Source organism: Mesorhizobium sp. L103C131B0, assembly GCF_000502275.1.
Lineage (GTDB): Bacteria > Pseudomonadota > Alphaproteobacteria > Rhizobiales > Rhizobiaceae > Mesorhizobium.
Genome location: NZ_AYXC01000005.1, coordinates 509,657 through 531,674, shown reverse-complemented (window position 1 = coordinate 531,674; position 22,018 = coordinate 509,657). Strand labels below are relative to the sequence as shown.

Here is a 22,018-nt window from a genome sequence, read left to right as displayed (position 1 = left end):
GAGACGGGGTTTTCTCGGACAAACGGAAATCGTTTTGTCCAGAGATCATGCCCCAAAACGAAGAGAGGCAGGCGCCGATGCAGTTCGATCTCCTGATCAAGGGCGGCCGCCTGATCGATCCGGCCTCGGGCCTGGACGCGCCGCGCGATGTCGCCGTTGCGGGCGGACGCATCGTGGCCATCGAGGCGGCGATCGATGCCGAGCACGCCACCAAGATAGTCGACGCTCGTGATTGCATCGTCACGCCCGGCCTCATCGACCTGCATAGCCATGTCTATTGGGGCGGCACCTCGCTGGGCGTCGACGCCGACCGGCTGGCGGCCAAGAGCGGCACCACGACCTTCATCGATGCCGGCAGCGCCGGCGCCGGCAATTTTCTGGGCTTTCGCCGCCATGTCATCGAGCGCTCGAAGGTGCGCATCCTGGCCTATGTCAACATCTCCTTTGCCGGCATATTCGGCTTCTCGCAAAGCGTCTCTGTCGGCGAATGCAGCGATCTCAGGCTCTGCGAGCCACGCGAGACGGTGGCCGCGGTGCGCGAGCACGCCGGTGTCGTCGTCGGCGTAAAAGTGCGCTCCGGCAAGCATGCCGGCGGCACCAGCGGCATCGCGCCGGTGGACCTCGCGCTGGAAGCCGCCGACCGGGCCGGCCTGCCGCTGATGGCGCATATAGACGAGCCGCCGCCCGGCCGTTCCGAGGTGCTGCCGCGCCTGCGCAAGGGTGACATCCTCACGCACTGTTTTCGCCCGTTCCCCAACGCGCCGGTCTTCGCCTCCGGCGCGGTGCGGCCGGACATGCGGCTGGCCCGCGAACGCGGCGTCATCTTCGACATCGGCCACGGCATGGGATCGTTCGACTTCGCCGTGGCGAAAGCGATGCTGGCCGAGGGCCTCGCGCCCGACGTCATCTCCAGCGACGTGCATCTCTATTGCGTCGACGGTCCGGCCTTCGACATACTGGTCTGCATGTCGAAGCTAATGGCGCTGGGCATGCCGCTGGTCGAGGTGCTGCGCGCCGCCACGCAAAGGCCAGCCGAGGCGATCGCCAGGCCGGAGCTTGGGACGTTGAAAGTTGGCGGTGTCGGCGATGTCGCGGTGCTGAGACTGCGCCCCGGGCGCTTTACCTTCGTCGATGCGGTCGGTGCGGCGCTGATCGCGGATCAGCGGCTGGTCTCAGAAGGCATTGTTATCGGCGGTGTCTGGTGGCCGAACGAAGCGCCCGACCACAACGAGACCGAGCGCTTCGCGCCGCATGCGGCACATACGCATGTCGAGGTCGCGGCACGGCATTTCGGGCGTGGATAATCTCCCTCCTTGAGGGGGAGATGGCCGGCAGGCCAGAGGGGGTCGGTTCGACCGGACGCGACCTTCCTTGCCGAGAATGAAGGTCAGCGCTCCACGCGTGGCGACCCCCTCTGTCGCCTTCGGCGACATCTCCCCCTCGAGGGGGGAGGAGATCGCTAGCGCCCTGCGTTACTCACCGCCCCAAACACCGGCGTCGCAATCCCTTCCATCCGCGCCTTGATCTGCAGCGCCACATATTTCGAGTAAAACCGCGACAGCGCCAGATTGCCGCCGTGGAACCACAGCGCGTCCTGCGCCGTCGGCTTCCACATGTTGCGCAGCTCGCCTTGCCAAGGACCGGGATCGCCCTTGACGCCGGAGCCGAGGCCCCAGCATGGCCCGACCTTGTCGGCGACCTCGCGCGAGACGATGGCCGCCACGGTCTCGTTCATCGACTGGTAGCCGGTACAGGCGACGATCGCATCGACGGCCAGCTCGCTGCGGTCGTCGAACAGGATGCCGGTCGGCGTCAATGAACTGATGCCGACGCCGCTCTTCACTTTGATCTCGCCATTGATGATCAGTTCGCAGGCGCCGACATCGATGTAGTAGCCGGAGCCGGTGCGGTAGGCCTTCATCAACAGCCCGGTCTCGTCCTCCCCGAAATCGATGGCGAAGCCGGCGGCGCGTAGCTGGTCGTAGAAGTCTGCGTCGCGTGCCTTGATCACCTCGTAAAGATCCCGCTGGCCCTTGGGTACAAGCGCGAACGGCGTGGACGCGACGATCAGGTCGGCCTTGTCGGTGCTGATGCCGCGCGCCAAAGCCTTTTCCGAGAAGATCTCGAAGCCGACTTCCATCAGAGTGTCGGATTTCACCACTGTCGTCGGCGACCGCTGGATCATGGTGACGTCTGCGCCGCTCTCCCAGAGGTCGACGCTGACATCGTGCCCCGAGCTTGCCGCGCCGATGACAGCGACACGTCTGCCGCGGAATTTCTCGCCGCTTGCATACTGGCTGGAATGCAGGAGTTCGCCCTTGAAGGTCTCGGCGCCGGGCAGCGCGATCTGGCGTGGCGGGCCATAGGCGCCGGTGGCAAAGACAATGTGCTTCGGCTTCAGCGTGATCTGCCGGCCGACGCGGTCGACCACCACAGTCCACACCTTCTCGGCCTCGTCATAGCTGGCGCTGAGGCATTTGGTGGCGACCCAGTAGTTGAGCTCCATCACCCTGGTGTACATCTCCAGCCAGTCGCCCATCTTGTCCTTGGGCGTGAACACCGGCCAGTTCTCCGGGAACGGAATGTAGGGCAGATGGTCGTACCAGACCGGATCGTGGAGCACGAGCGAGCGATAACGGTTGCGCCAGGAATCGCCGGGGCGCGCATTTTTCTCGATGATGATGGTGGGCACACCGAGCTGCCTCAGCCGCGCGCCGAGCATGATGCCGCCCTGCCCGCCGCCGATCACCAGGCAATAGGGCTGCTCGGTGGCGCCGAGGTCGCGCGTCTCGCGCGCCCGCGCCTCCGCCCAGGTTTCGCGCTTCGGATCGGCCTTGTGACGGATACCAAGCGGCCGCGCCGGTCCCTTTTGTTCCTCGAACCCCTTGAGCTCACGCACCGCCGTGAACAAGGTCCGGCAGCGGCCGTCCGTAAGGCGCACAATCCCTTCGCCCCGCGCGACCGCCGTTTCGAACGTGAACCAGGCCTCGACGGTGCCCTCATCCGAGGTCGCCTCGCCGGACAGCGTCCAGTGTGAGGGCTTCGTTTCCGCCAGCGTCGCTTGCAGCATGTCGCGGATCTCATCGCGGCCTTCCATCGTGGTGATGTTCCAGGTGAAAGCCAGCAGATCGCGCCAGTAGCAATCCTCGACGAACAGGTTGGCGGCCGCCTCGGCGTCATCAGCTTCCAGCGCCCGTGCAAGCGCGCAAAGCCATGTCGCCGCCTGTTTCGATGGTGCCATGTCGAGCATCTGTTTTTCCCTCGTTTTGCGTTCCCATTGTTTCGAAAGACGGAGCCGCCGCAAGAGGGGTCGCGATATCATGGCGTCGGTTTCTAGCGGCCCGGAACGGAGCCATCTCCCGGAAATCTTTATAGGAATTTTATATCTTTCCTCCCGGCCCCGTCTCGAACCTTTATGGCGATCGGGTCCATATTCCATCTCGAGCAAAACGCTGCGGACGCCGTGACCCCAGAGTTACGGCGGGCCGTTCTCATGGAATTTCTGGCTCGCCAGTCGCTGGCGCCAAATACAAGCAGAAGCAAGGACCAACACAAATGGACATCGTCGTCATCGGGATCGAGGTTTTGTTCTTCGGTCTTTCCCTCGCCTACATCAAAGCTTGCGACGCTCTTTAAGCGGAAGGATCGCACCATGCTTGTCGATTACATCCTCGGTGGCGGCGTGACCTTGTTCCTGCTCGTCTACCTGACATACGCCCTCGTTCGCCCAGAACGCTTCTGAAGCAAGGCACGGAAACCCATGACACTCAACGGATGGATACAGATCCTGGTTTATTGCGGGATCGTCGTTTTGCTGGTGAAGCCGCTCGGCGGCTACATGTACCGCGTCTTCAATGGCGATCGCACCTTTCTCTCGCCCATACTCGGGCCCGTTGAGCGCGGCCTCTACCGCATTTCGGGAACCAGCGAGCGCGAGGAGCAGCACTGGACGACCTACGCGGCAGGAATCATCTTCTTCAGCCTTGCCAGCTTCCTGGTGCTGTACTTTCTGCAACGCCTGCAGGGCGTCCTGCCTTACAATCCGGCCGGGATGGCATCGGTCGAACCCAATCTCGCCTTCAACACTGCCGTCAGCTTCGTCACCAACACCAACTGGCAGAATTACGGCGGCGAAAGCACGTTGTCCTACCTCGTGCAGATGGCCGGCCTGACTGTTCAGAACTTCATGTCCGCCGCCGTCGGCATTGCCATTGCGGTGGCGCTGATCCGCGGCTTCGCCCGCGCCTCGGCCAAATCGATCGGCAATTTCTGGGTCGATATGACCCGCTGCACGCTCTACATCCTGCTGCCGCTCAGCATCGTGCTCACCCTTGTCTATGTCTGGCTCGGCATGCCGCAGACGCTCGGGCCTTATGTCGACGCCACCACGCTGGAGGGCGCCAAGCAGACGCTCGCCCTTGGGCCGGTCGCCTCGCAGGTCGCCATCAAGATGCTCGGCACCAATGGCGGCGGCTTCTTCAACGCCAATGCCGCGCATCCTTTCGAAAACCCCGACGCCATCTCCAACATGATCCAGATGGTGACGATCTTCGCGCTGGGTGCTGCACTCACCAACGTCTTCGGCCGCATGGTCGGCAACCAGCGCCAGGGCTGGGCGATCCTGGCCACGATGGGTGTGCTGTTCATCGCTGGCGTCGTTATCTGCTACTGGGCGGAAGCCGCGGGCAATCCGCTGGTCCATGCGTTGGGCGTCGACGGCGCCAACATGGAAGGCAAGGAGAGCCGCTTCGGCATTGCCGCTTCGGCACTATTCGCCGTCATCACCACGGCTGCGAGCTGCGGTGCGGTGAACGCCATGCATGACTCGTTCACAGCACTTGGCGGCCTGATCCCGATGCTCAACATGCAGCTCGGCGAAGTCATCGTCGGCGGCGTCGGCGCCGGCTTCTACGGCATCGTCATGTTCATCGTCATCACCGTGTTCGTCGCCGGCCTGATGGTTGGCCGCACGCCCGAATATCTCGGCAAGAAGATCGAGGCCAAGGAGGTCAAGATGGCAATGCTCGCCATCCTCGCTCTGCCGTTGGTCATGCTGGTCTTCACGGCAATAGCGGTCGTGCTGCCAAGCGCCGTCGCCTCGAAGGCCAATGGCGGTCCGCATGGCTTCTCCGAGGTTCTTTATGCCTACACTTCGGCGGCGGCCAACAACGGCTCGGCCTTTGGCGGCCTTTCCGGCAACACGCCCTGGTACAACGTCACGCTCGGCATCTCCATGTGGGTGGGTCGCTTCTTCGTCATCATTCCAGCGCTTGCCATTGCCGGCTCGCTAGCGACGAAGAAGACGGTTCCGGCTTCCGCCGGCACCTTCCCGACCGACGGCCCGCTGTTCGTCGGCCTGCTCGTCGGCGTCATCCTGATCGTCGTCGGCCTGACCTTCTTCCCGGCACTGGCGATCGGACCGATCGTCGAGCACCTGGCTGCCATCAACGGCCAGACATTCTGAGGCTTGTCATGTCCTGGTTCTACCCAAAACGCATGAAGGCCCGGCCGCGAGCCGGCCCACGAGCCGGCAATGAGGGGGAGGAAACGCCCCCTCCCTTCCCCGGCGTGTCCACCTTCCTCGGCATTGCGGCAGTCATGATCGTGATCTGGCTGCTGGCCTATGGTCCGCCGCCCCTCTTTTCGGCATCCGATCGGTCGGTGCCGGCCAACAGTTCAGATACTGGAGCCACCAAATGAGCCAGTCCAAATCCGCGAGCATCATGGATGCCCGCATCCTGTGGCCGGCCATCGGCGGCGCCTTCAGGAAACTCGACCCCCGCACGCTGGTCAGGAACCCGGTGATGTTCGTCGTCGCCATCGTCTCGCTTCTTACCACGGTCCTGTTCGTCAAGGATCTCGCCACCGGCGGCGGCGATTTCGGCTTTACGCTGCAGATCATCATCTGGCTGTGGTTCACCGTGCTGTTCGCCAACTTCGCCGAGGCCGTCGCCGAAGGCCGCGGCAAGGCGCATGCCGATTCGCTGCGCAAGGCGCGCACCGAAACCCAGGCCAAGCTGCTTGCCGGCGAAGACCGCTCCAGGTTCAAGCTGGTGCCCGGCACCAGCCTGAAGGTTGGCGACATCGTGCTGGTCGAAGCCGGCGACATCATCCCGTCCGACGGTGAAGTGATCGAAGGCGTGGCCTCGGTCAACGAGGCGGCAATCACCGGCGAGTCCGCACCCGTCATTCGCGAATCCGGCGGCGACCGTTCGGCGGTCACCGGCGGCACGCAGGTTCTGTCCGACTGGATTCGCGTGCGCATATCAGCCGCCTCCGGCCACACCTTCCTCGACCGCATGATCTCGCTGGTCGAGGGTGCCTCGCGCCAGAAGACGCCCAACGAGATCGCGCTCAACATCCTGCTCCTCGGCATGACGCTGATCTTCGTGCTGGCCACCGCCACGATCCCGAGCTTTGCCTCCTATTCCGGCGGCTATATCCCGGTGACGGTGCTGGTCGCGCTGTTCGTCACCTTGATCCCGACCACCATCGGCGCCCTGCTGTCGGCCATCGGCATTGCCGGCATGGACCGCCTGGTGCGCTTCAACGTGCTGGCCATGTCCGGCCGTGCCGTCGAAGCGGCGGGCGACGTCGATACGCTTTTGCTCGATAAGACCGGCACCATCACGCTCGGCAACCGCCAGGCCACCGAATTCCGCCCGGTCAAGGGCGTCACCGAACAGGAACTGGCCGATGCCGCGCAGCTCGCCTCGCTCGCCGACGAGACGCCTGAGGGACGCTCGATCGTCGTGCTGGCCAAGGAGAAATACGCCATCCGCGCCCGTGACATGGCAACCTTGCATGCCAGCTTCGTGCCCTTCACCGCGCAGACCCGGATGAGCGGCGTCGACATCGATGGCTCGTCGGTGCGCAAGGGCGCCGTCGATTCGGTTCTCGCCTATGTCAGCCAGTCGACATCGGCCACTCACGGCACGCGCCCCGGCAGCGACACCGTCAAGGATCTCCAGGCGATCGCCGACGAGATCGCCAAGTCGGGCGGCACGCCGCTGGCCGTCGAGCGTGACGGCCGCCTGCTCGGCGTCGTCCACCTCAAGGACATCGTCAAGGGTGGTATCCGCGAGCGCTTTGCCGAACTGCGCAAAATGGGCATCCGCACCGTGATGATCACCGGCGACAATCCGATGACTGCGGCGGCGATCGCAGCCGAAGCCGGCGTCGACGATTTCCTCGCCCAGGCCACGCCCGAGGACAAGCTGAAGCTGATCCGCGACGAACAGGCCAAGGGCAAGCTGGTCGCCATGTGCGGTGACGGCACCAACGACGCGCCGGCCTTGGCGCAGGCCGACGTCGGCGTCGCCATGAACACCGGCACGGTTGCCGCCCGCGAGGCCGGCAACATGATCGACCTCGATAGTGACCCGACCAAGCTGATCGAGATCGTCGAGATCGGCAAGGCGCTGCTGATGACGCGCGGCTCGCTGACGACCTTCTCGATCGCCAACGACGTCGCCAAATACTTCGCCATCATCCCGGCCATGTTTGCCGTCTTCTACGTTGCGCCGGGACATACAATCGGCCCCCTGCAAGCGCTCAACATCATGCACTTGGCGACGCCGCAGAGCGCCATCCTGTCGGCCATCATCTTCAACGCGCTGATCATCATCGCTCTGATCCCGCTGTCGCTTAAAGGCGTCAAATACCGCGCCATCGGCGCCGGCGCGCTGCTCAGCCGCAATCTGCTGGTCTACGGCCTCGGCGGCATCATCGTTCCCTTCGTCGGTATCAAGGCGATCGACATGATCGTCACCGGCCTCGGCCTCGCTTAAGGAAATACGTCCATGCTCACTCAGATAAGACCCGCTGTTATCATGATCGTCTTTTTCACCGTTTTGACCGGCCTGATCTATCCCCTGGGCATGACCGGCATCGCCCAGGCGCTGTTTCCGCACCAGGCCAATGGCAGCTTGATCGAGAAAAACGGCACGGTCATCGGCTCCGAACTGATCGGCCAGGGCTTTGCCGACGACAAGTATTTCCATGGCCGCCCCTCGGCTGCCGGCGACGGATACAACGCCGCAGCGTCCAGCGGCTCCAATCTCGGTCCAACCAACCCCAAGCTGATCGACCGCATCAAGGGCGATGTTGCAAAGCTGAAGGCGGAGAACCCGAACCGGCCGGTGCCGATGGATCTGGTGACGACGTCCGGCAGCGGCCTCGATCCCGCCATCAGCCCGGACGCCGCCTATTTCCAGGTCGCTCGGGTGGCTAAGGCCAGGGGCTTCGACGAAGCCAAGGTCAAGGCGCTTGTCGACAGCCATGTCGAAGGCCGCGAACTCGGCTTCCTCGGCGAGCCGGTCGTCAATGTGCTGGCGCTCAACCTGGCACTGGACGATACCAAGCAGTGAGAGACAATCTCTGAAGCCAGGGGCCGGGGATCGACACGATCCTCGGCGCCGTTCATGATCGAGCCTGATGCCGGACGCCAGAAGCAACGATACCAGACCCTCTCCGGACGCGCTGCTCGAGCATGCGGAACGGGAAGAGCGCGGCCGTCTGCGGATATTTCTCGGCGCTGCCCCCGGCGTCGGCAAGACCTATGAAATGCTGATGGCCGGCCGCGCCAGGCTGGCTGACGGCGTCGACGTAGTGGTCGGCGTCGTGGAGACCCACGGCCGCAAGGAAACACTGGCGCTGGTCGAAGGCTACGAGGTGATCCCGCGCCAGAAGGTCGACTACAGAGGCCGCGTGCTGGACGAGATGGACATCGATGCCATTCTCGCCCGCCGGCCGGCGCTGGTGCTCGTCGACGAACTCGCCCACACCAATGCGCCCGGCAGCCGCCACCCCAAGCGCTATCTCGACGTCCAGGAAATCCTGACGCGCGGCATCGATGTCTACACCACGCTCAACATCCAGCATGTCGAGAGCCTGAATGACGTGGTGGCGCAGATCACCCGGGTCAGGGTGCGCGAAACGGTCCCGGACTCCATCATCGACCAGGCCGATGACATCGAGATCATCGACCTCACGCCCGACGACCTGATCAAGCGGCTGAAAGAGGGCAAGGTCTATTTCCCCAACACTGCCCAGCGCGCAGTCGAAAACTATTTCTCGCCGGGCAATCTGACCGCGCTTCGGGAATTGGCGCTGCGCCGCACCGCCCAGCGCGTCGACGAGCAGTTGCTCAACCACATGCAGTCGCACGCGATTCCCGGCCCTTGGGCGGCGGGCGAAAGGGTGCTCGTCTGCGTCGATGCGCGTCCGGGCGGAGCGTCTCGTGTCCGCTATGCGCGCCGGCTGGCCGACCGGCTGCGCGCACCGTGGACGGCGCTGCATGTCGACACGCCGCGTTCGGCCGCCATGTCGGAGGAAGACAAGGACCGGCTGGCCACGCTCTTGCGCCTGGCCGAGCAGCTCGGCGCCGAGGTGACGACCATTCCGGGCCAGAACGTCGCCCAGGACATCGTCCGCCACGCCACAGTGAACAATTTCACCCATATCGTCGTCGGCAGGCCGACCCGCTCGCGCTGGCGCGAACTGATCGAGGGTTCGCTCACCTACGATCTGATCCGCAATGCCGGCGATATCAGCGTCCATGTCATTTCAGGAACGGAGCGCGACAACGAGGCCACGTCGAGGGTCAAGGCGGCGGCCGAGCAGACGCCATTTCAAATCTGGCCTTATCTTTTCTCGACCGTCTATGTCGCCGGCGCGCTTGCCGTCAGCGCCGTCCTCGATCAGTTCCTCGACGTTCGCAACCTTGCCAGCGTGCTGCTGCTGGCGGTGCTGACATCGGCAGTGACCTTTGGCCTGTGGCCGGCGCTGTACGCCTGTTTCCTCAGCGCCATTGCCTTCAACTTCTTCTTTCTCGAGCCGCGCTACACGATGACGATCCGCGATCCGGAGAGCATCGTTGCCTTCGCCGTCTNCCGTCTTCCTCGTCGTTGCCGTCATCGCCAGCAATCTGACGGCGCGTGTGCAGCGTCAGGCAGCCGCCGCCCGTTCACGCGCCCGGGCGACCGAGGACATCTACCTCTTTTCCAAGAAACTCGCCGGCGCGGGCACGCTCGACGACGTTTTGTGGGCCACCGCGTTCCAGATCGCCTCGATGCTGAAGCTGCGCGTGGTGCTGCTTTTGCCGGAAGAAGGCACGATCACCGTCAAGGCCGGTTATCCCCCCGACGACACGCTGGCCGAGGCCGACATCGCGGCTGCACGCTGGGCTTGGGAACACAACCGGGCTGCCGGCCGTGGCGCCGATACCCTGCCCGGGGCAAAACGGCTCTACCTGCCCTTGCGGACCGGCCGTACCGCCATCGGCGTCGTCGGCCTCGACAATGACAAGCAGGGGCCGCTGTTGACGCCCGAGCAACAGCGCCTGCTCGACGCGCTGGCCGACCAGGCGGCGGTTGCCATCGAGCGCATCCAGCTGGTCGCCGATGTCGATCGCGCCAGGCTGGCGGCCGAGGCCGACCGCTTGCGCTCGGCACTGCTGACGTCGATCTCGCATGATCTGAAGACGCCGCTGGCGGCCATCATGGGCGCGGCCGGCACGCTCAGGGAATTTGCGCCGGCACTGCCCGAGAACGATCGGGCCGAGCTGCTGACCACCGTGCTCGACGAGTCCGAACGGCTGAACCGCTTCATTGCCAATCTGCTCGACATGACCAAGATTGAATCCGGCGCCATGGAGCCGAATTTTGCTCTCCACTATGTCGGCGATGTCGTCGGCTCGGCCTTGCAGCGGGCGCGCAAGATCACTGCCGGGCACAAGACCGAGGTTGATATTCCGGCCGACCTGCCGATGCTGAAGCTTGATCCCGTGCTGTTCGAACAAATGCTGTTCAATCTGCTCGACAATGCCGCGAAATACGCGCCACAGGGATCGACAATCCGGCTGCAGGGCTGGGCCGACAATGGCTCCGTCGCGCTGCAGATCATGGATGAGGGACCGGGCATTCCGTCCGCCGACCTGGAGCGCGTCTTCGACAGCTTCTACCGGGTGCGCAAGCGCGATCAGGTCCAGGCCGGCACCGGGCTCGGCCTGTCAATCTGCCGGGGCTTCATCGAGGCGATGGGCGGCACGATCATGGCGGCGAACCGCAGCGATCGCCCGGGCGCAGTCTTCACAATCCGCATGCCGAGGTTGGTACAATCGTCCGATACGGACGTATCAGGTGTGGACGAGCAAGCATCTGGTGATCCGGCATGACAAATTCCAACGTCAGCATACTGGTCGTCGATGACGAGCCGCCGATCCGCAAACTGCTGCGCGTCGGCCTCGGCAGCCAGGGTTATGCGGTCAGCGAAGCGCCCAACGCCAACGCTGCGATCGAACTCGTCGATGCACAAAAGCCGGATCTGATCCTGCTCGATCTCGGCCTGCCCGGCATGGGCGGCCTCGACCTCCTGCGCAAATGGCGCGGCGACGGCCTCGACGTGCCCGTGGTCATCCTGTCCAGCCGCACCGACGAAGCCGGCATCGTCGCGGCGCTCGAACTCGGCGCTGACGACTACATCACCAAGCCGTTCGGCATGAACGAGCTGGTCGCCCGCATCCGCGTCGCGCTGCGCCACAAATTCCACCAGCAGGGCGAAAAGCCGGTGTTCCACACCGGCGATCTCAGCGTCGACCTGGTCAAGCGCATCGTCAAGGTCGAAGGCAAGGAGATAAAGCTCTCCCCCAAGGAGTACGACATATTGCGCATTATGGTGCAGCATGCCGGCAAGGTGCTGACCCACCATTTCCTTCTGAAGCAGGTGTGGGGCGATTCGACCGACGTGCAGTATCTCAGGGTCTATGTCCGCCAGCTCCGGCAGAAGATCGAAAAATCACCCGACCAGCCGCGCTACATCACCACCGAGACCGGCGTGGGGTACCGGCTGCGCGAGGTTGAGTAGCCGCGCGCTCGCTGCTCAGTCCGCCGAGAGTTCCGCGGTCCGTGCCAGTGCGCCGCCGAATCCGTTGAGCGGGATGGTGAAACTCACCGCTTGACCGGTGTCGGCCGCGAAGGCGTCGATCTTCAGCGTGGTGGCTGCCTTGAGCAGCGGCGTGACGCTGGCATCGAACGCCACCGGCACCAGGCAGCCGACGGCCTGGCAGGTGTTGAACGGCAGGCTGCCTTCCAGCTTCTGGTCGTCGATGGTCAGGCTGACGCCTTTGGCGAGCGCCAGGCCGAACGGCAGCGCCAGCGTTCCGGCGGCATCCTCGCCGCTCTTGCTCGACAGCTCGATGGCCAGCAGGCGCTGGTTGGACTGCTTGTTGAACTGCTGATGCGACAGGCTGCAAACCTTGGCCGTGCCGGTTACCTGGCAATTGACCGTCCAGTCGCCATGTGTCTCGGACAGCGCCGAGGCGCCGCCAGGCAATGTCGGGCCGGCAGCAGGGGCGGGCGCTGCGGCGGCAGGCGCCGCCTTGTCGGTCTTGGTTTGCGCCGCGACTGCCACCGGGCCAAGAATACAGATGCTGCCCAGTAGCGCCGCGAAATATACTTGCCTGCTTTTCATCAATATGCTCCCGATTGTGCCTCGAGTCAGCCGCGATTGAGGCCGAGATCCGCGCCCGATAGAGCGGTCAATCGATCTTTTCTGTCAAGTGCGGCCGGGCCGCTTCCTCAGGGATTTCGCCAACCCGTGGCAGATCGGCCCATGGCAGACCGGCCCATGGCAGATCGAGACGAACGCCCTATATAGAGAGGAGGTTATATCTGTACGGGAATGAACTGATGTCGACGCTTCGCCTATCGACAGTTCTCATGTCGGCAATGCTGGCGGCGGCAACGCTCGCCGGCATCATGCAATCTGCTGCGGCTCAATCCGTCAATCCCAGCGCCAACCGGCTGATCCAGCAGAACCAGCTGCAGCAATTGCGCAACAGCCTGCAGCGGCAGCAGTTCCAGCAACAGCAGCAGCAATATCGCGAGCAGGACCGTCGGATCGTGCCGCAGCCGCGCCCCGAAGTGCCCGTCGTCCGGCAAGCTTGTCCGATTCAGATCGTCAACAACCAGATTGTGCGTGTTTGCCGTTGATATCGGTCGCTTGCGATTTACTTAGTCGACTTATTTACTAAAAATGCTCATTGCCTCGCGGGCATATCAGGGTTTGCAGGCGGCGTGCGGCGGTGCGCCCGCCGACCGGATTTTCAGCACATGGCGACGACGAAGAAAAAGGCGGTACGCAAGGCAAGGCGAGGCGAACGCATTCGCCAGGTCGCCGCCATTCCCTTTCGTCTGGACGTTTCAGGCAATTTCGAAGTGATGCTGGTGACGTCGCGAGCGACGAAGCGCTTTATCGTGCCCAAGGGCTGGCCGATGAAAGGAAAGAGCGGGCGCAAGGCCGCCACCATCGAGGCGCGCGAAGAAGCCGGCGTGCTCGGCAAGACCCGCAAGGCGCCGGCCGGCAGCTATTCCTATTGGAAACGGCTGGAGCACAATTTCGTGCGCGTCGACGTCGTCGTCTATCTGTTGGAGGTGTCCGAGGAACTGGCCAACTGGCAGGAGGCCAAGAGCCGCCAGCGGGCATGGCTCAAGCCGCAGGACGCGGCGTTGCTCATCGATGAGCCGGATCTCTCGACGCTGATGGCCAACCTGGCGCCGCCTCAGCCGGCAGTGCCGGACCCGGCCTGACCAACCTCACTTGCCCTCGTCCCCTTCAGCGGGACCCTCATCCCCCTCAGCGGGAAATGGCCGCAGCGGCGTGCCCGTATAGGCCCACAGCCATTCGCGCGGCAGCGGCCCTTTGTTGCGCTCGCTTTGCTGCGACTGTTCCCATGCATGCGCCAGGATGCCCACCGAGCGCGAGAGCACGAACAGGCCGCGCGTCAACGGCGGCGGAAAGCCGAGCTCGCCATAGATGACGGCGGTGGCGCCGTCGATGTTGAGCGGTATTTTCTTCCCCTTGCGCCGTGCCACCTCTGATTCGACGGCCTCGGCGATGTCGGCAAAGCGTCCGCTGACGACGCCGCGCGCGGCAAACTCGCGCGTCACTGCGATCAGGCGCGGCGCGCGCGGATCGACCGGGTGGAAGCGATGGCCAAATCCCGGCACATAGCCTTTCTCCTCGGCGAAGAAACGGTCGAGCCGTGCGGCTACGGCTTGGTCCAGCGCAACACCCTGGTCAAGTGCCACGGCAATGTCGCCATAGAAGGACAGCGCCTGTTCGCCGGCGCCGCCATGCACGTCACCCAGCACGTTGACGGCGGACGCCATGGCGCTGTTGATGCCGACGCCGCAGGTGATGGCCATGCGTGCAATGGCGATCGACGGCGCCTGCGGCCCGTGATCGACGGCCGCCCCCAGCGCAATGCCGAGCAGCGCCGCCTGCTCCTTGCTCGGCAATTCGCCGCGCAGCATCAGCCAGATCGTTGCCGGGAAGCTGACGCGGCCGATCAGCTCCTGGATTTCATAGCCGCGCAGCCGGATGATGCCGGGGCTCATCTCGATGATGCCGGTCTGCCACCATTCCTCGCCGCGCTCGCGGCCGGTTTTTCTCTCGCTCACGCGCTTCTCCTGGCGCGCGGCGGCAGGGTGGAAAAAACCTCGTCCATATGCTCACCCAGCACCGGTGGCGGCAGGACCGGCAAGGGTGCCGCGCCATCGACCATGAAGCCGCCGCGCACCACGGTCAGCGGCTGCGCCATGCCGGGCAGGCCCTGGAAACGCGTGGTCATGTCGCGCTCGACCACCTGGCGCTCGCCAAGCACCTGCGGGATCGTCAGCACCCGGCCCGCCGGAACGCCGGCGCGGTTGAACTTTTCTTCCCAGGCAGCCGCCGAGGCGCTCGCAAGCGCTGTCTCGATCAGCCCTTTCAAGGAGGCGCGGTTCTGCTTGCGCGTCTCGCGCTCGGCAAAGCGCGGATCGTCGGCCAGTTCCGGCTGGCCGATCAGCCGGCAAAGCGTGACGAACTGCTCCTGCTTGTTGGCGGCGATGTTGAGCAGGCCGTCGCCGGTGCGAAACGCGCCGGAGGGCGCAGCCGTCATGTTCTCATTGCCCATCGGCTGCGGCTCGACACCGGCGGTCAAATAGTTGGACACCGGCCAGCCCAGCGCCGACAGCGTGCATTCGAGCATCGAGACATCGAGAAACGCGCCCTCGCCCGAGGTCTTCTGCTTGACCAGCGCCGCGGCGATTGCGAAGGCCCCGACCAGCCCGCCCAGCGTGTCGGCGACGGGATAGCCGACCCGCAAGGGTGCTGTCTCCGGCGTGCCGGTGATGCTCATGATACCGGACAGCCCCTGGATGATCTGGTCGTAGGCCGGATTGTCGCGCATCGGCCCGCTCTGGCCGAAACCGGAAATGGCGCAATAGACGAGACCGGGGCGGACCGCTTTCAGCACCTCATAGCCGAGACCCAGCCGCCCCATCACGCCCGGTCGAAAATTCTCGACCAGCGCGTCGGCCGAGGCGACGAGATCGAGGAAGCGTTCGCGGTCGGCTTCGCTTTTGAGATCCAGCACCACCGATCGCTTGCCGGCATTCTGCGCCAGGAACGACGCGCCCATGCCGGCTTTGTTGAGCGCCGGCGAGGCGCCAAGCTGGCGCGCCAGATCGCCGCCTTGCGGCGTCTCGACCTTGATGACATCGGCGCCGAGCAGCGCCAGCTGATAGGCACAATAAGGGCCCGCCAGCACATTGGTCAGGTCGAGGATGCGGATGCCGGCAAGCAGATCGGTCATGATGCTCCAGGTTGCTCAGGCATCGCCCGGCACATGCTCCGGTCCGCGACGGCGCCGGTGCTCGATGAAGGCCCAGATATGCGGCCCGGCTAGGCCGATGAAGGCGAGGATCAGCAGCACCAGCGACAGCTTGTGGGTGTAGAACACCGACCAGTCGCCGTTCGAGATCGTCATCGCCCGGCGGAACTGCGTTTCGGCGAGCGGCCCCAGGATCATGCCGATGATGACCGGCGCTGTCGGGAAATCGAAGCGCCGCATCAGGAAGCCGGCGGCCCCCAGGAGATAGAGGATGACGAGGTCGATCGGCGATTGCGAGATGCCGTAGGTGCCGACGGTGGCGAACACCAGGATGCCGGCATAGAGCTGCGGCGCCGGGATTTTCAACAGCCGTACCCACAGCCCGATCAGCGGCAGGTTGAGGACGACCAGGATGACGTTGGCGATGAACAGGCTGGCGATCAGGCCCCAGACCAGATCGGCCTGCGTCGTCAACAGCAGCGGTCCCGGATTGATGCCGTAGCTCTGGAAGGCCGACAGCATGATTGCGGCGGTCGCCGAGGTCGGCAGGCCAAGGGTGAGCATCGGCACCAGCACGCCGGCGGCAGACGCATTGTTGGCGGCTTCCGGTCCGGCAACGCCCTCGATGGCGCCGACCGTGCCGAACTCCTCCTTGTGCTTCGACAGCTTCTTTTCGATGGCGTAGGACAGGAAGGTCGGGATCTCGGCGCCTCCGGCAGGCATGGCGCCGATCGGGAAGCCGATGAAAGCGCCGCGCAGCCATGGCTTCCACGAGCGCCCCCATTCGGCCGCGGTCATGTAGAGCGAGCCCTTGAGCGGCACGATCTCGTCCTTGCCGGCATAGCGGCGCGAGGCCATGTAGAGCGTCTCGCCGACGGCAAACAGGCCGACCGCGGCAATGATGACATCGACGCCATCGAGCAGTTCGTTCATGCCGAAGGTGAAGCGCGGCTGTCCCGTCTGCAGGTCGACGCCAATCATGCCGATGACGAAACCGATGAACAGGCTGGTGAGGCCGCGCACGGAGGACGAGCCGAGCACCGCCGACACCGTGATGAAGGCAAGCACCATCAGCGAGAAATATTCGGCCGGCCCGAAGGCGAGCGCGAACTTCACCACCACCGGGGCCAGGAAGGCGACGCCCATCGTGCCGATGGTGCCGGCGACGAAGGAGCCGATCGCCGAGGTCGCCAGTGCCGCGCCGCCGCGACCCGAGCGGGCCATCCTGTTGCCTTCCAGCGCGGTGACGATGGTGGCGCTTTCGCCCGGCGTGTTGAGCAGGATCGAGGTCGTCGAGCCGCCATACATGGCGCCGTAATAGATGCCAGCAAACAGGATGAAGGACGCCTCCGGCGCCACCTGGTAGGTGATCGGCAGCAGCAGCGCGATGGTCAGCGCCGGCCCGAGGCCGGGCAGCACGCCGATGGCCGTGCCGAGCGTGGTGCCGACCAGGCACCACAGCAGGTTCATCGGCGAGAAAGCGACGGAAAATCCGTGGGCGAGATGGCCGAGCGTCTCCATGGCGTCAGCCCCTCGCAGTGGCGATGATCGCGTCGATCACCGTGTTCAGCTGGTTTTCGATGAAGCCGGCGCCAATGTTGACGCCGAGCGCCCTGGCAAAGCCGAAATAGGCGGCAAGCGCCAGGATCAGGCCGGTCAGCGCATCGCGCAGCGTGTGCTTGCTGCCGAAGCCATAACAGACGAGCACGAACATGATGACCGAGGCGGCGGTGAAGCCGAGCGGCTGGATCAGCACCAGATTGGCGACCAGGCCGGCAACGACGATGCCCATGGCCTTCCAGTCGGTCGGCGTTTCCTTTTCCTCCTGCGGCTGCCAGCCGCCGCGCAGCGCGGCGACGATGAGCAGCAGCGAAAGCACGATCATGCCTGTCATGGTGATGTAGGGGAAGACGGTCGGCCCGACCTTGGAATAGAGCGGCGAAACCGGGATCGCCAGGGTCTGCCACGCCACGGCCGCGGCACAGGCGAGAAGCCCGATGCCGATCAACAATTCGGGCATGGCAAGGCGCGGGGGCGCCGGCTGCTGGTCGCTGGTGCTCATCGATGTCCTCCCGAGATGGCCGGCATCCTCCCGCCGGCCGCATCCGCAGTTTCACTCCCAGCGCATGATATGTCCATCTCGCAGGCTAATGTCGGAAGGGGCGGCCGTGGCCGCCCCTGAAGACATCAGGCGAGGCCGAGATCCTTGAGGATCGCGGTGATGCGGGCGGTGTCGTCGACGAGGAATTTCGCATAATCGTCGCCGGTCAGAAGGATGGGGGTCCAGTTGCGGTTCTTGCATTCGGCTGCCCAGGCATCGCTCTTGGCCATGGTCTCGATCATCGTGACCATCGCCGCCTTGTCGGCGTCGGAGACGCCTGGCGGTGCGAATACGCCGCGCCAGTTGAACAGTTCGACGTCGATGCCGGCTTCCTTCATCGTCGGTGCGTCGATGCCGTCCTGGCGCTTGTCGGCGGAGATCGCCAACAGCCGAAGCGCGCCCGCCTTGACCTGCTCGGAGAACTCGCCGAAGCCGGAAATGCCGGCTGCCACCTGGTTGCCGAGCAGCGCCGACAGCGCCTCGCCGCCGCCGGCGAAAGGCACATAGGAGAGGTTGGTTGCCGGAACGCCGACCGTCTTGGCGATCAGCCCGAACAGGATGTGGTCGGAGCCGCCGGCCGAGCCGCCGGCCACGGGAACCTTGGTCGGATCCGCTTTGAGCGCGGCGACGAAATCGCCGGCCGTCTTGAACGGCGAATCCGCCGGCACCACCAGCGCCTCGAACTCGCCGGTGAGGCGGGCGATGGGCGTCACTTCGGAAAGGTTGTTGGCCGATTTGTTGGCGATGATGGCGCCGACCATGACCATGCCGGCCACCATCAGCGAATTGCCCTTGCCCTTCCACTGGCTGATGAACTGCGGCAGGCCGACAGTGCCGCCGGCGCCGCCGACATTGGTGATCTGCGAGCCGGAGATCAGTTTTTCACTGCGCAGCACCTGGTCGATGGTGCGCCCCGTCTGGTCCCAGCCGCCGCCGGGCGCGGCCGGCACGAAGATCTGGATCTGCGGTGCATCCTGAGCGAAAGCGGGCGTCAAATGCGTTGCGACGAATCCGGCAGCGCCTGCGGCCGCGGTGCTCATCAAAAATCTGCGTCTGTTCAGCATGGGATTCCTCCAAATCACGACACCTCCTCCGGTGCCTGCCAGAAACGTAGCCTGAAAACAGACCCGCTCGGCAAAAATTCATGCCGATTTCGGTACGTTCTGTCAACAGGAACGCTGTTCTACTAGACAGAACCATGGATGTGCGGCACAGTCGCTTCGGTCGGCCTTTGTCCGAGCAGGTAAACTGGGATGAAACTGTTCATGAGATGACCGAAGCGCGATCCCAGCCCTTACAGGTAGATGGCGTCGCCGCACTCGACCGTGCGATCGCCATTCTCGATGCGTTCGCGACCGCCGACCGCTCGCTCAGCCTGGCCGAGATCGCGGCGCGCACCGGGCTCTACAAAAGCACCATTTTGAGGCTGGCGAACTCGTTGCTGCGCGGGCAGTTGCTGGAGCGGCTCGACGATGGCCGCTACCGCATCGGACCTGCCACCTTCAGGCTTGGCGCGCTTTACCAGCGGTCGGTCGTGGCGGTCGACATCCTGCTGCCGATCATGCGTGATCTCGCCGAGCGGAGTTGGGAAAGCGTCGCCTTCTATGTCCGCTCCGGCGACGCCCGCACCTGTCTCTACCGCGTCGAGTCCAAGCACCCGATCCGCTACACGATCCGGGAAGGTGACCTGCTGCCGTTGCTCGCCGGCTCTGGCGGCCGCGTGCTGGCAGCGTTTTCGGGCCAGCCGGGCGAACCCTACGAGACCATCCGCAAGGCCTGCCACTATCTGTCGATCGGCGACCGCGACCCGGAGACGGCGGGCGTCTCGGTGCCGGTGTTCGGACCGGGCCGCGTTCTGCTCGGCGCCTTGACGCTCGCCGGCCCGTCGACACGCGTCGATACGGCGTTCCTGCGCCGCATGACACCGGACCTGCTGGAGGCCGCCGCTCGCGCCACCCGCGCCTTCGGCGAGGATGGCTCGATGCTGGAGCAGGCAGCGCGCCTAGCCGGCGCTGAAACCGTGATCGGCCTCAGTTCGCCTTGACCAGCACCACGCGGCGGTTCTTGGCGCGGCCGGTTTCGTCATCATTGCTGGCGACGGGCGCCATCATGCCGGCGCCGGCGGCGGTCAGCCGGCCGCCATCGATGCCGTATTTCGAGACCAGCGCCGCCTTTACCGACTGCGCCCGCCGCGACGACAGATCGATATTGTAGTCGAAGGCGCCCTGGTTGTCGGTATGACCGACGACGATCACCGCCATGCCGGGCTCGTTGGTCAGAAGCGTCGAGATCTCCTTCAGCGTCGGTTCCGATTCCGGCTTGATGTCGGCCTTGTCGGTGTCGAAGAAGATGCCGTAGAGCGAGATGGAGCCGGTGGCCGACAGCGAATCCGCCATCTTGGCCGCTTCGACCACCACCATCTTCTTGTCGCGCGCCTTGGGCTCCAGCACCTGAACGACGGCGATGGTGCGGCCGTTGAGTTCCTTGCAGTAGAGGTCGTCGATCAGCGAATAGGCCTGAACCGTGACATAGGCGTCGCCGCCATCCTGCGGCACCTTGGCGGCGAAGAAGCGCTGGTCGTTGATACCGGTGGTTACCGCACAGGCGCCATTGGAAAAGGCCGCGTCCTTGACGTCGCTTTCATGGAAGAAATACATCATCAGGCTCATGTCGCCGCCGCCACCGCTCGACGACCGGTCGGCGGCGCCGCCGCACTCTTCCTTCTTGCATTCGAACAGGACTTCCCCGCCGGCGGCCGCGATCACATCCTGATAGTTGCGCAGCACTTCGAGCGGGGAGCGCTCGGCCGGCAGCACATAGGCGATGCGGGTCAGCGCGCCTTCGACCTCGGCCTTCTTGTCCGGCGCGAACACACGGTTGTTCATCGTGTCACGGGCATCCGGATCGGCGCTCGGCTTCAGCGGCGACAGCGGCACTGTAAAATCGGTATAGGCGAATTTTTCGTAGGAGACGATGAACGACCCCTCATAGCGCTTGGCCAGATGATTGTCGGCACCGCCCTCGATGTCGGCGGTCGGCACCGTCGCATCGGCGCCCGCCAGTTGCACGGCCGCCAGGAGCAGCAGCCCCGCCCAGAAAAGCTTCAGAAGTATCGCATTGATCGCACGCATGGTCGGCTCCCCCAAAGAGCAATTCCAGGAAAAGTGTGAGCGGTTTTCCCACAGGAATTGCGTAGCTAGATTAGAATAGCCAACCCTAGCAGAACGTGGAAATTGCGTCGATGAAGCGCTTCACACCCGCCGTTCGAGCAGGATCGTCGGCCCATCGTGATAAGTGGTTTCCAAGACCTTGGTGTAGCCGCACTTTGCCGCGACGTTCAACGAGCCGGTGTTTTCCGGATCGATGATGCAGACGGTTCTCGCGCCGGCAAAGGTTTCGTCGCCCCAGGCCAGGGCCCTTCTGACGACTTCGCTGGCAAGACCCTTGCCATGCGCTTGCGGCGCCAGCGCCCAGCCGGCTTCCGGAATGCCCTCGAGCGACGGCTCGATGTCGCGCTTCAGATCGTGGAATCCGGCCTCGCCGATGAAGCGACCGCTGGCCTTGTCCTCGACCGCCCAGAAGCCGTAGCCGAGCAGCGACCACAGGCCGGCATGCCGCAGGAACCGCATCCAGCTTTCCTCCCGCGTCCGCGGCTTGCCGCCGATGAAACGGGTGGTGACGGGGTCGGCCCACATGACAGCATAGTTGTCGAAGTCTTCGATCCGGTGCGCCCGCATGATGGTCCGTTCCGTTTCGAGAACCGGGACGCCGGCTGTTTTTGGACTGCCCATGAAACTCTGCCTCCGTTGACGGTCAGCGCTTAGCAAACCAGCGCGCCCGGACAAGGGCCAAGCCGGATCATCATTCAGCCAGGGAAGCTTCCGAACGGCCTGGCGCGACCAGGCGGTCGAAGCGAACAGCGTCGGCTTACTTTCAGCCGTGCCAGACCATCTTCATGTAGAGCCCACCGCGCCGCAATTCGTCCAGCATCTGGTCGAGCCGCTTCTGCCTGGTGTCGCTGCGTTTGGCGCGGGCGACCCAGCCGAGATAATCGTTCTTCTGGTAGTCCGGCCGCGCCTCGTAGGCCGCTGTCAGTCCTTTTTCGGTCAGGGCGATGCGGATGTCGTCCGGCATCGGGTACAGGGCGCGCTTCAGTCCGGTCATTTCAGAAAACCCCAGCTGTCAGGATGGCGACGCCGATGGTCCAACCCAGATCCGCCTCTGGGAATTCTGCCGAACGATGCTACCTTTCGCAACCGGTC

Annotated in this window: 20 protein-coding genes and 1 pseudogene; 11 read left to right on the top strand and 10 right to left on the bottom strand. The window is 64.5% G+C overall.

The genetic code is table 11. The features are described 5' to 3' along the window. Nucleotides 1-77: 77 nt before the first annotated feature. Nucleotides 78-1,304, top strand: coding sequence for an amidohydrolase/deacetylase family metallohydrolase (locus tag X730_RS151300; RefSeq protein ID WP_023704185.1), 1,227 nt, complete (start codon nt 78-80; stop codon nt 1,302-1,304). A 155-nt stretch (nt 1,305-1,459) separates the two neighbouring features. On the opposite strand, the gene X730_RS151305 is transcribed toward X730_RS151300, so the two are convergent. Further along, nucleotides 1,460-3,250, bottom strand: coding sequence for an NAD(P)/FAD-dependent oxidoreductase (locus tag X730_RS151305; protein WP_023704186.1), 1,791 nt, complete (start codon nt 3,248-3,250; stop codon nt 1,460-1,462). 402 nt (nt 3,251-3,652) lie between these two features. Here X730_RS151305 and X730_RS16140 point away from each other — a divergent pair, with 402 nt between their 5' ends. From X730_RS16140 to X730_RS151330, 7 genes and pseudogenes are all read left to right on the top strand, one after another. Further along, a complete protein-coding gene (locus tag X730_RS16140) occupies nt 3,653-3,742 on the top strand; it encodes a K(+)-transporting ATPase subunit F (protein ID WP_023669708.1) in 90 nt (29 codons plus the stop codon). Nucleotides 3,743-3,760: 18 nt separating this feature from the next. Beyond that, nucleotides 3,761-5,464 (top strand): potassium-transporting ATPase subunit KdpA, encoded by a 1,704-nt coding sequence (gene kdpA / locus X730_RS151310; protein ID WP_023826345.1) that lies wholly within the window; start codon nt 3,761-3,763, stop codon nt 5,462-5,464. An 8-nt stretch (nt 5,465-5,472) separates the two neighbouring features. Next, a complete protein-coding gene (locus X730_RS151315) occupies nt 5,473-5,700 on the top strand; it encodes a hypothetical protein (RefSeq protein ID WP_023710829.1) in 228 nt (75 codons plus the stop codon). Then, the gene (gene kdpB, locus X730_RS151320) at nt 5,697-7,790 is read left to right on the top strand and encodes a potassium-transporting ATPase subunit KdpB (protein WP_023826344.1); all 2,094 of its coding nucleotides are present in this window, start codon (nt 5,697-5,699) and stop codon (nt 7,788-7,790) included. Before X730_RS151315 ends, kdpB begins: the two co-directional genes overlap by 4 nt. A gap of 12 nt (nt 7,791-7,802) precedes the next feature. Continuing rightward, nucleotides 7,803-8,369, top strand: a complete 567-nt coding sequence (kdpC, locus tag X730_RS151325) for a potassium-transporting ATPase subunit KdpC (RefSeq protein ID WP_023735106.1) — start codon at nt 7,803-7,805, stop codon at nt 8,367-8,369. Between the two features lie 67 nt (nt 8,370-8,436). Continuing rightward, a pseudogene (locus tag X730_RS01000000164455) lies at nt 8,437-11,176 on the top strand (sensor histidine kinase KdpD). Further along, the gene (locus X730_RS151330) at nt 11,173-11,865 is read left to right on the top strand and encodes a response regulator transcription factor (RefSeq protein WP_023699131.1); all 693 of its coding nucleotides are present in this window, start codon (nt 11,173-11,175) and stop codon (nt 11,863-11,865) included. The pseudogene X730_RS01000000164455 and the gene X730_RS151330 overlap by 4 nt, the downstream one beginning before the upstream one ends. 15 nt (nt 11,866-11,880) lie before the next feature. Here the strand turns inward: X730_RS151330 and X730_RS0133730 are convergent, their stop codons facing one another. After that, entirely contained in the window at nt 11,881-12,471 is a 591-nt protein-coding gene (locus X730_RS0133730; RefSeq protein WP_023669715.1) for an invasion associated locus B family protein, read from the bottom strand. A 248-nt stretch (nt 12,472-12,719) separates the two neighbouring features. Between X730_RS0133730 and X730_RS151335 the strand changes: the two genes are divergently transcribed. Both X730_RS151335 and X730_RS151340 read left to right on the top strand, forming a co-directional pair. Further along, nucleotides 12,720-12,992, top strand: a complete 273-nt coding sequence (locus X730_RS151335; protein ID WP_023669716.1) for a hypothetical protein — start codon at nt 12,720-12,722, stop codon at nt 12,990-12,992. Nucleotides 12,993-13,112: 120 nt separating this feature from the next. Next, nucleotides 13,113-13,589: an NUDIX hydrolase gene (locus X730_RS151340; RefSeq protein WP_023669717.1), complete on the top strand. Its 477-nt coding sequence runs from the start codon at nt 13,113-13,115 to the stop codon at nt 13,587-13,589. A 6-nt stretch (nt 13,590-13,595) separates the two neighbouring features. On the opposite strand, the gene X730_RS151345 is transcribed toward X730_RS151340, so the two are convergent. From X730_RS151345 to X730_RS151360, 5 genes are all read right to left on the bottom strand, one after another. After that, the gene (locus X730_RS151345) at nt 13,596-14,462 is read right to left on the bottom strand and encodes a citryl-CoA lyase (RefSeq protein WP_031199646.1); all 867 of its coding nucleotides are present in this window, start codon (nt 14,460-14,462) and stop codon (nt 13,596-13,598) included. Beyond that, nucleotides 14,459-15,637 carry a CoA transferase gene (locus X730_RS0133725; RefSeq protein ID WP_027049745.1) on the bottom strand — a complete coding sequence of 393 codons (1,179 nt, stop codon included), beginning with the start codon at nt 15,635-15,637 and terminating at the stop codon, nt 14,459-14,461. The genes X730_RS151345 and X730_RS0133725 overlap by 4 nt, the downstream gene beginning before the upstream one ends. Nucleotides 15,638-15,652: 15 nt before the next feature. After that, entirely contained in the window at nt 15,653-17,176 is a 1,524-nt protein-coding gene (locus X730_RS151350) for a tripartite tricarboxylate transporter permease (protein ID WP_023686551.1), read from the bottom strand. 4 nt (nt 17,177-17,180) lie between these two features. Continuing rightward, nucleotides 17,181-17,717 carry a tripartite tricarboxylate transporter TctB family protein gene (locus tag X730_RS151355; RefSeq protein ID WP_023683087.1) on the bottom strand — a complete coding sequence of 179 codons (537 nt, stop codon included), beginning with the start codon at nt 17,715-17,717 and terminating at the stop codon, nt 17,181-17,183. Between the two features lie 125 nt (nt 17,718-17,842). Beyond that, entirely contained in the window at nt 17,843-18,820 is a 978-nt protein-coding gene (locus tag X730_RS151360; protein WP_023691946.1) for a tripartite tricarboxylate transporter substrate-binding protein, read from the bottom strand. Between the two features lie 206 nt (nt 18,821-19,026). Between X730_RS151360 and X730_RS151365 the strand changes: the two genes are divergently transcribed. Beyond that, nucleotides 19,027-19,800, top strand: coding sequence for an IclR family transcriptional regulator (locus tag X730_RS151365; protein ID WP_023826343.1), 774 nt, complete (start codon nt 19,027-19,029; stop codon nt 19,798-19,800). On the opposite strand, the gene X730_RS151370 is transcribed toward X730_RS151365, so the two are convergent. The 3 genes from X730_RS151370 to X730_RS151380 form a co-directional block, all read right to left on the bottom strand. Next, the gene (locus tag X730_RS151370; RefSeq protein ID WP_023737547.1) at nt 19,787-20,887 is read right to left on the bottom strand and encodes an OmpA family protein; all 1,101 of its coding nucleotides are present in this window, start codon (nt 20,885-20,887) and stop codon (nt 19,787-19,789) included. The genes X730_RS151365 and X730_RS151370 overlap by 14 nt on opposite strands. Nucleotides 20,888-21,007: 120 nt before the next feature. Then, on the bottom strand, nt 21,008-21,547 hold the full coding sequence (locus X730_RS151375) for a GNAT family N-acetyltransferase (protein WP_023726468.1): 540 nt from the start codon (nt 21,545-21,547) through the stop codon (nt 21,008-21,010). Nucleotides 21,548-21,689: 142 nt separating this feature from the next. Continuing rightward, nucleotides 21,690-21,920 (bottom strand): YdeI/OmpD-associated family protein, encoded by a 231-nt coding sequence (locus X730_RS151380; protein ID WP_023669726.1) that lies wholly within the window; start codon nt 21,918-21,920, stop codon nt 21,690-21,692. Nucleotides 21,921-22,018 lie beyond the last annotated feature (98 nt).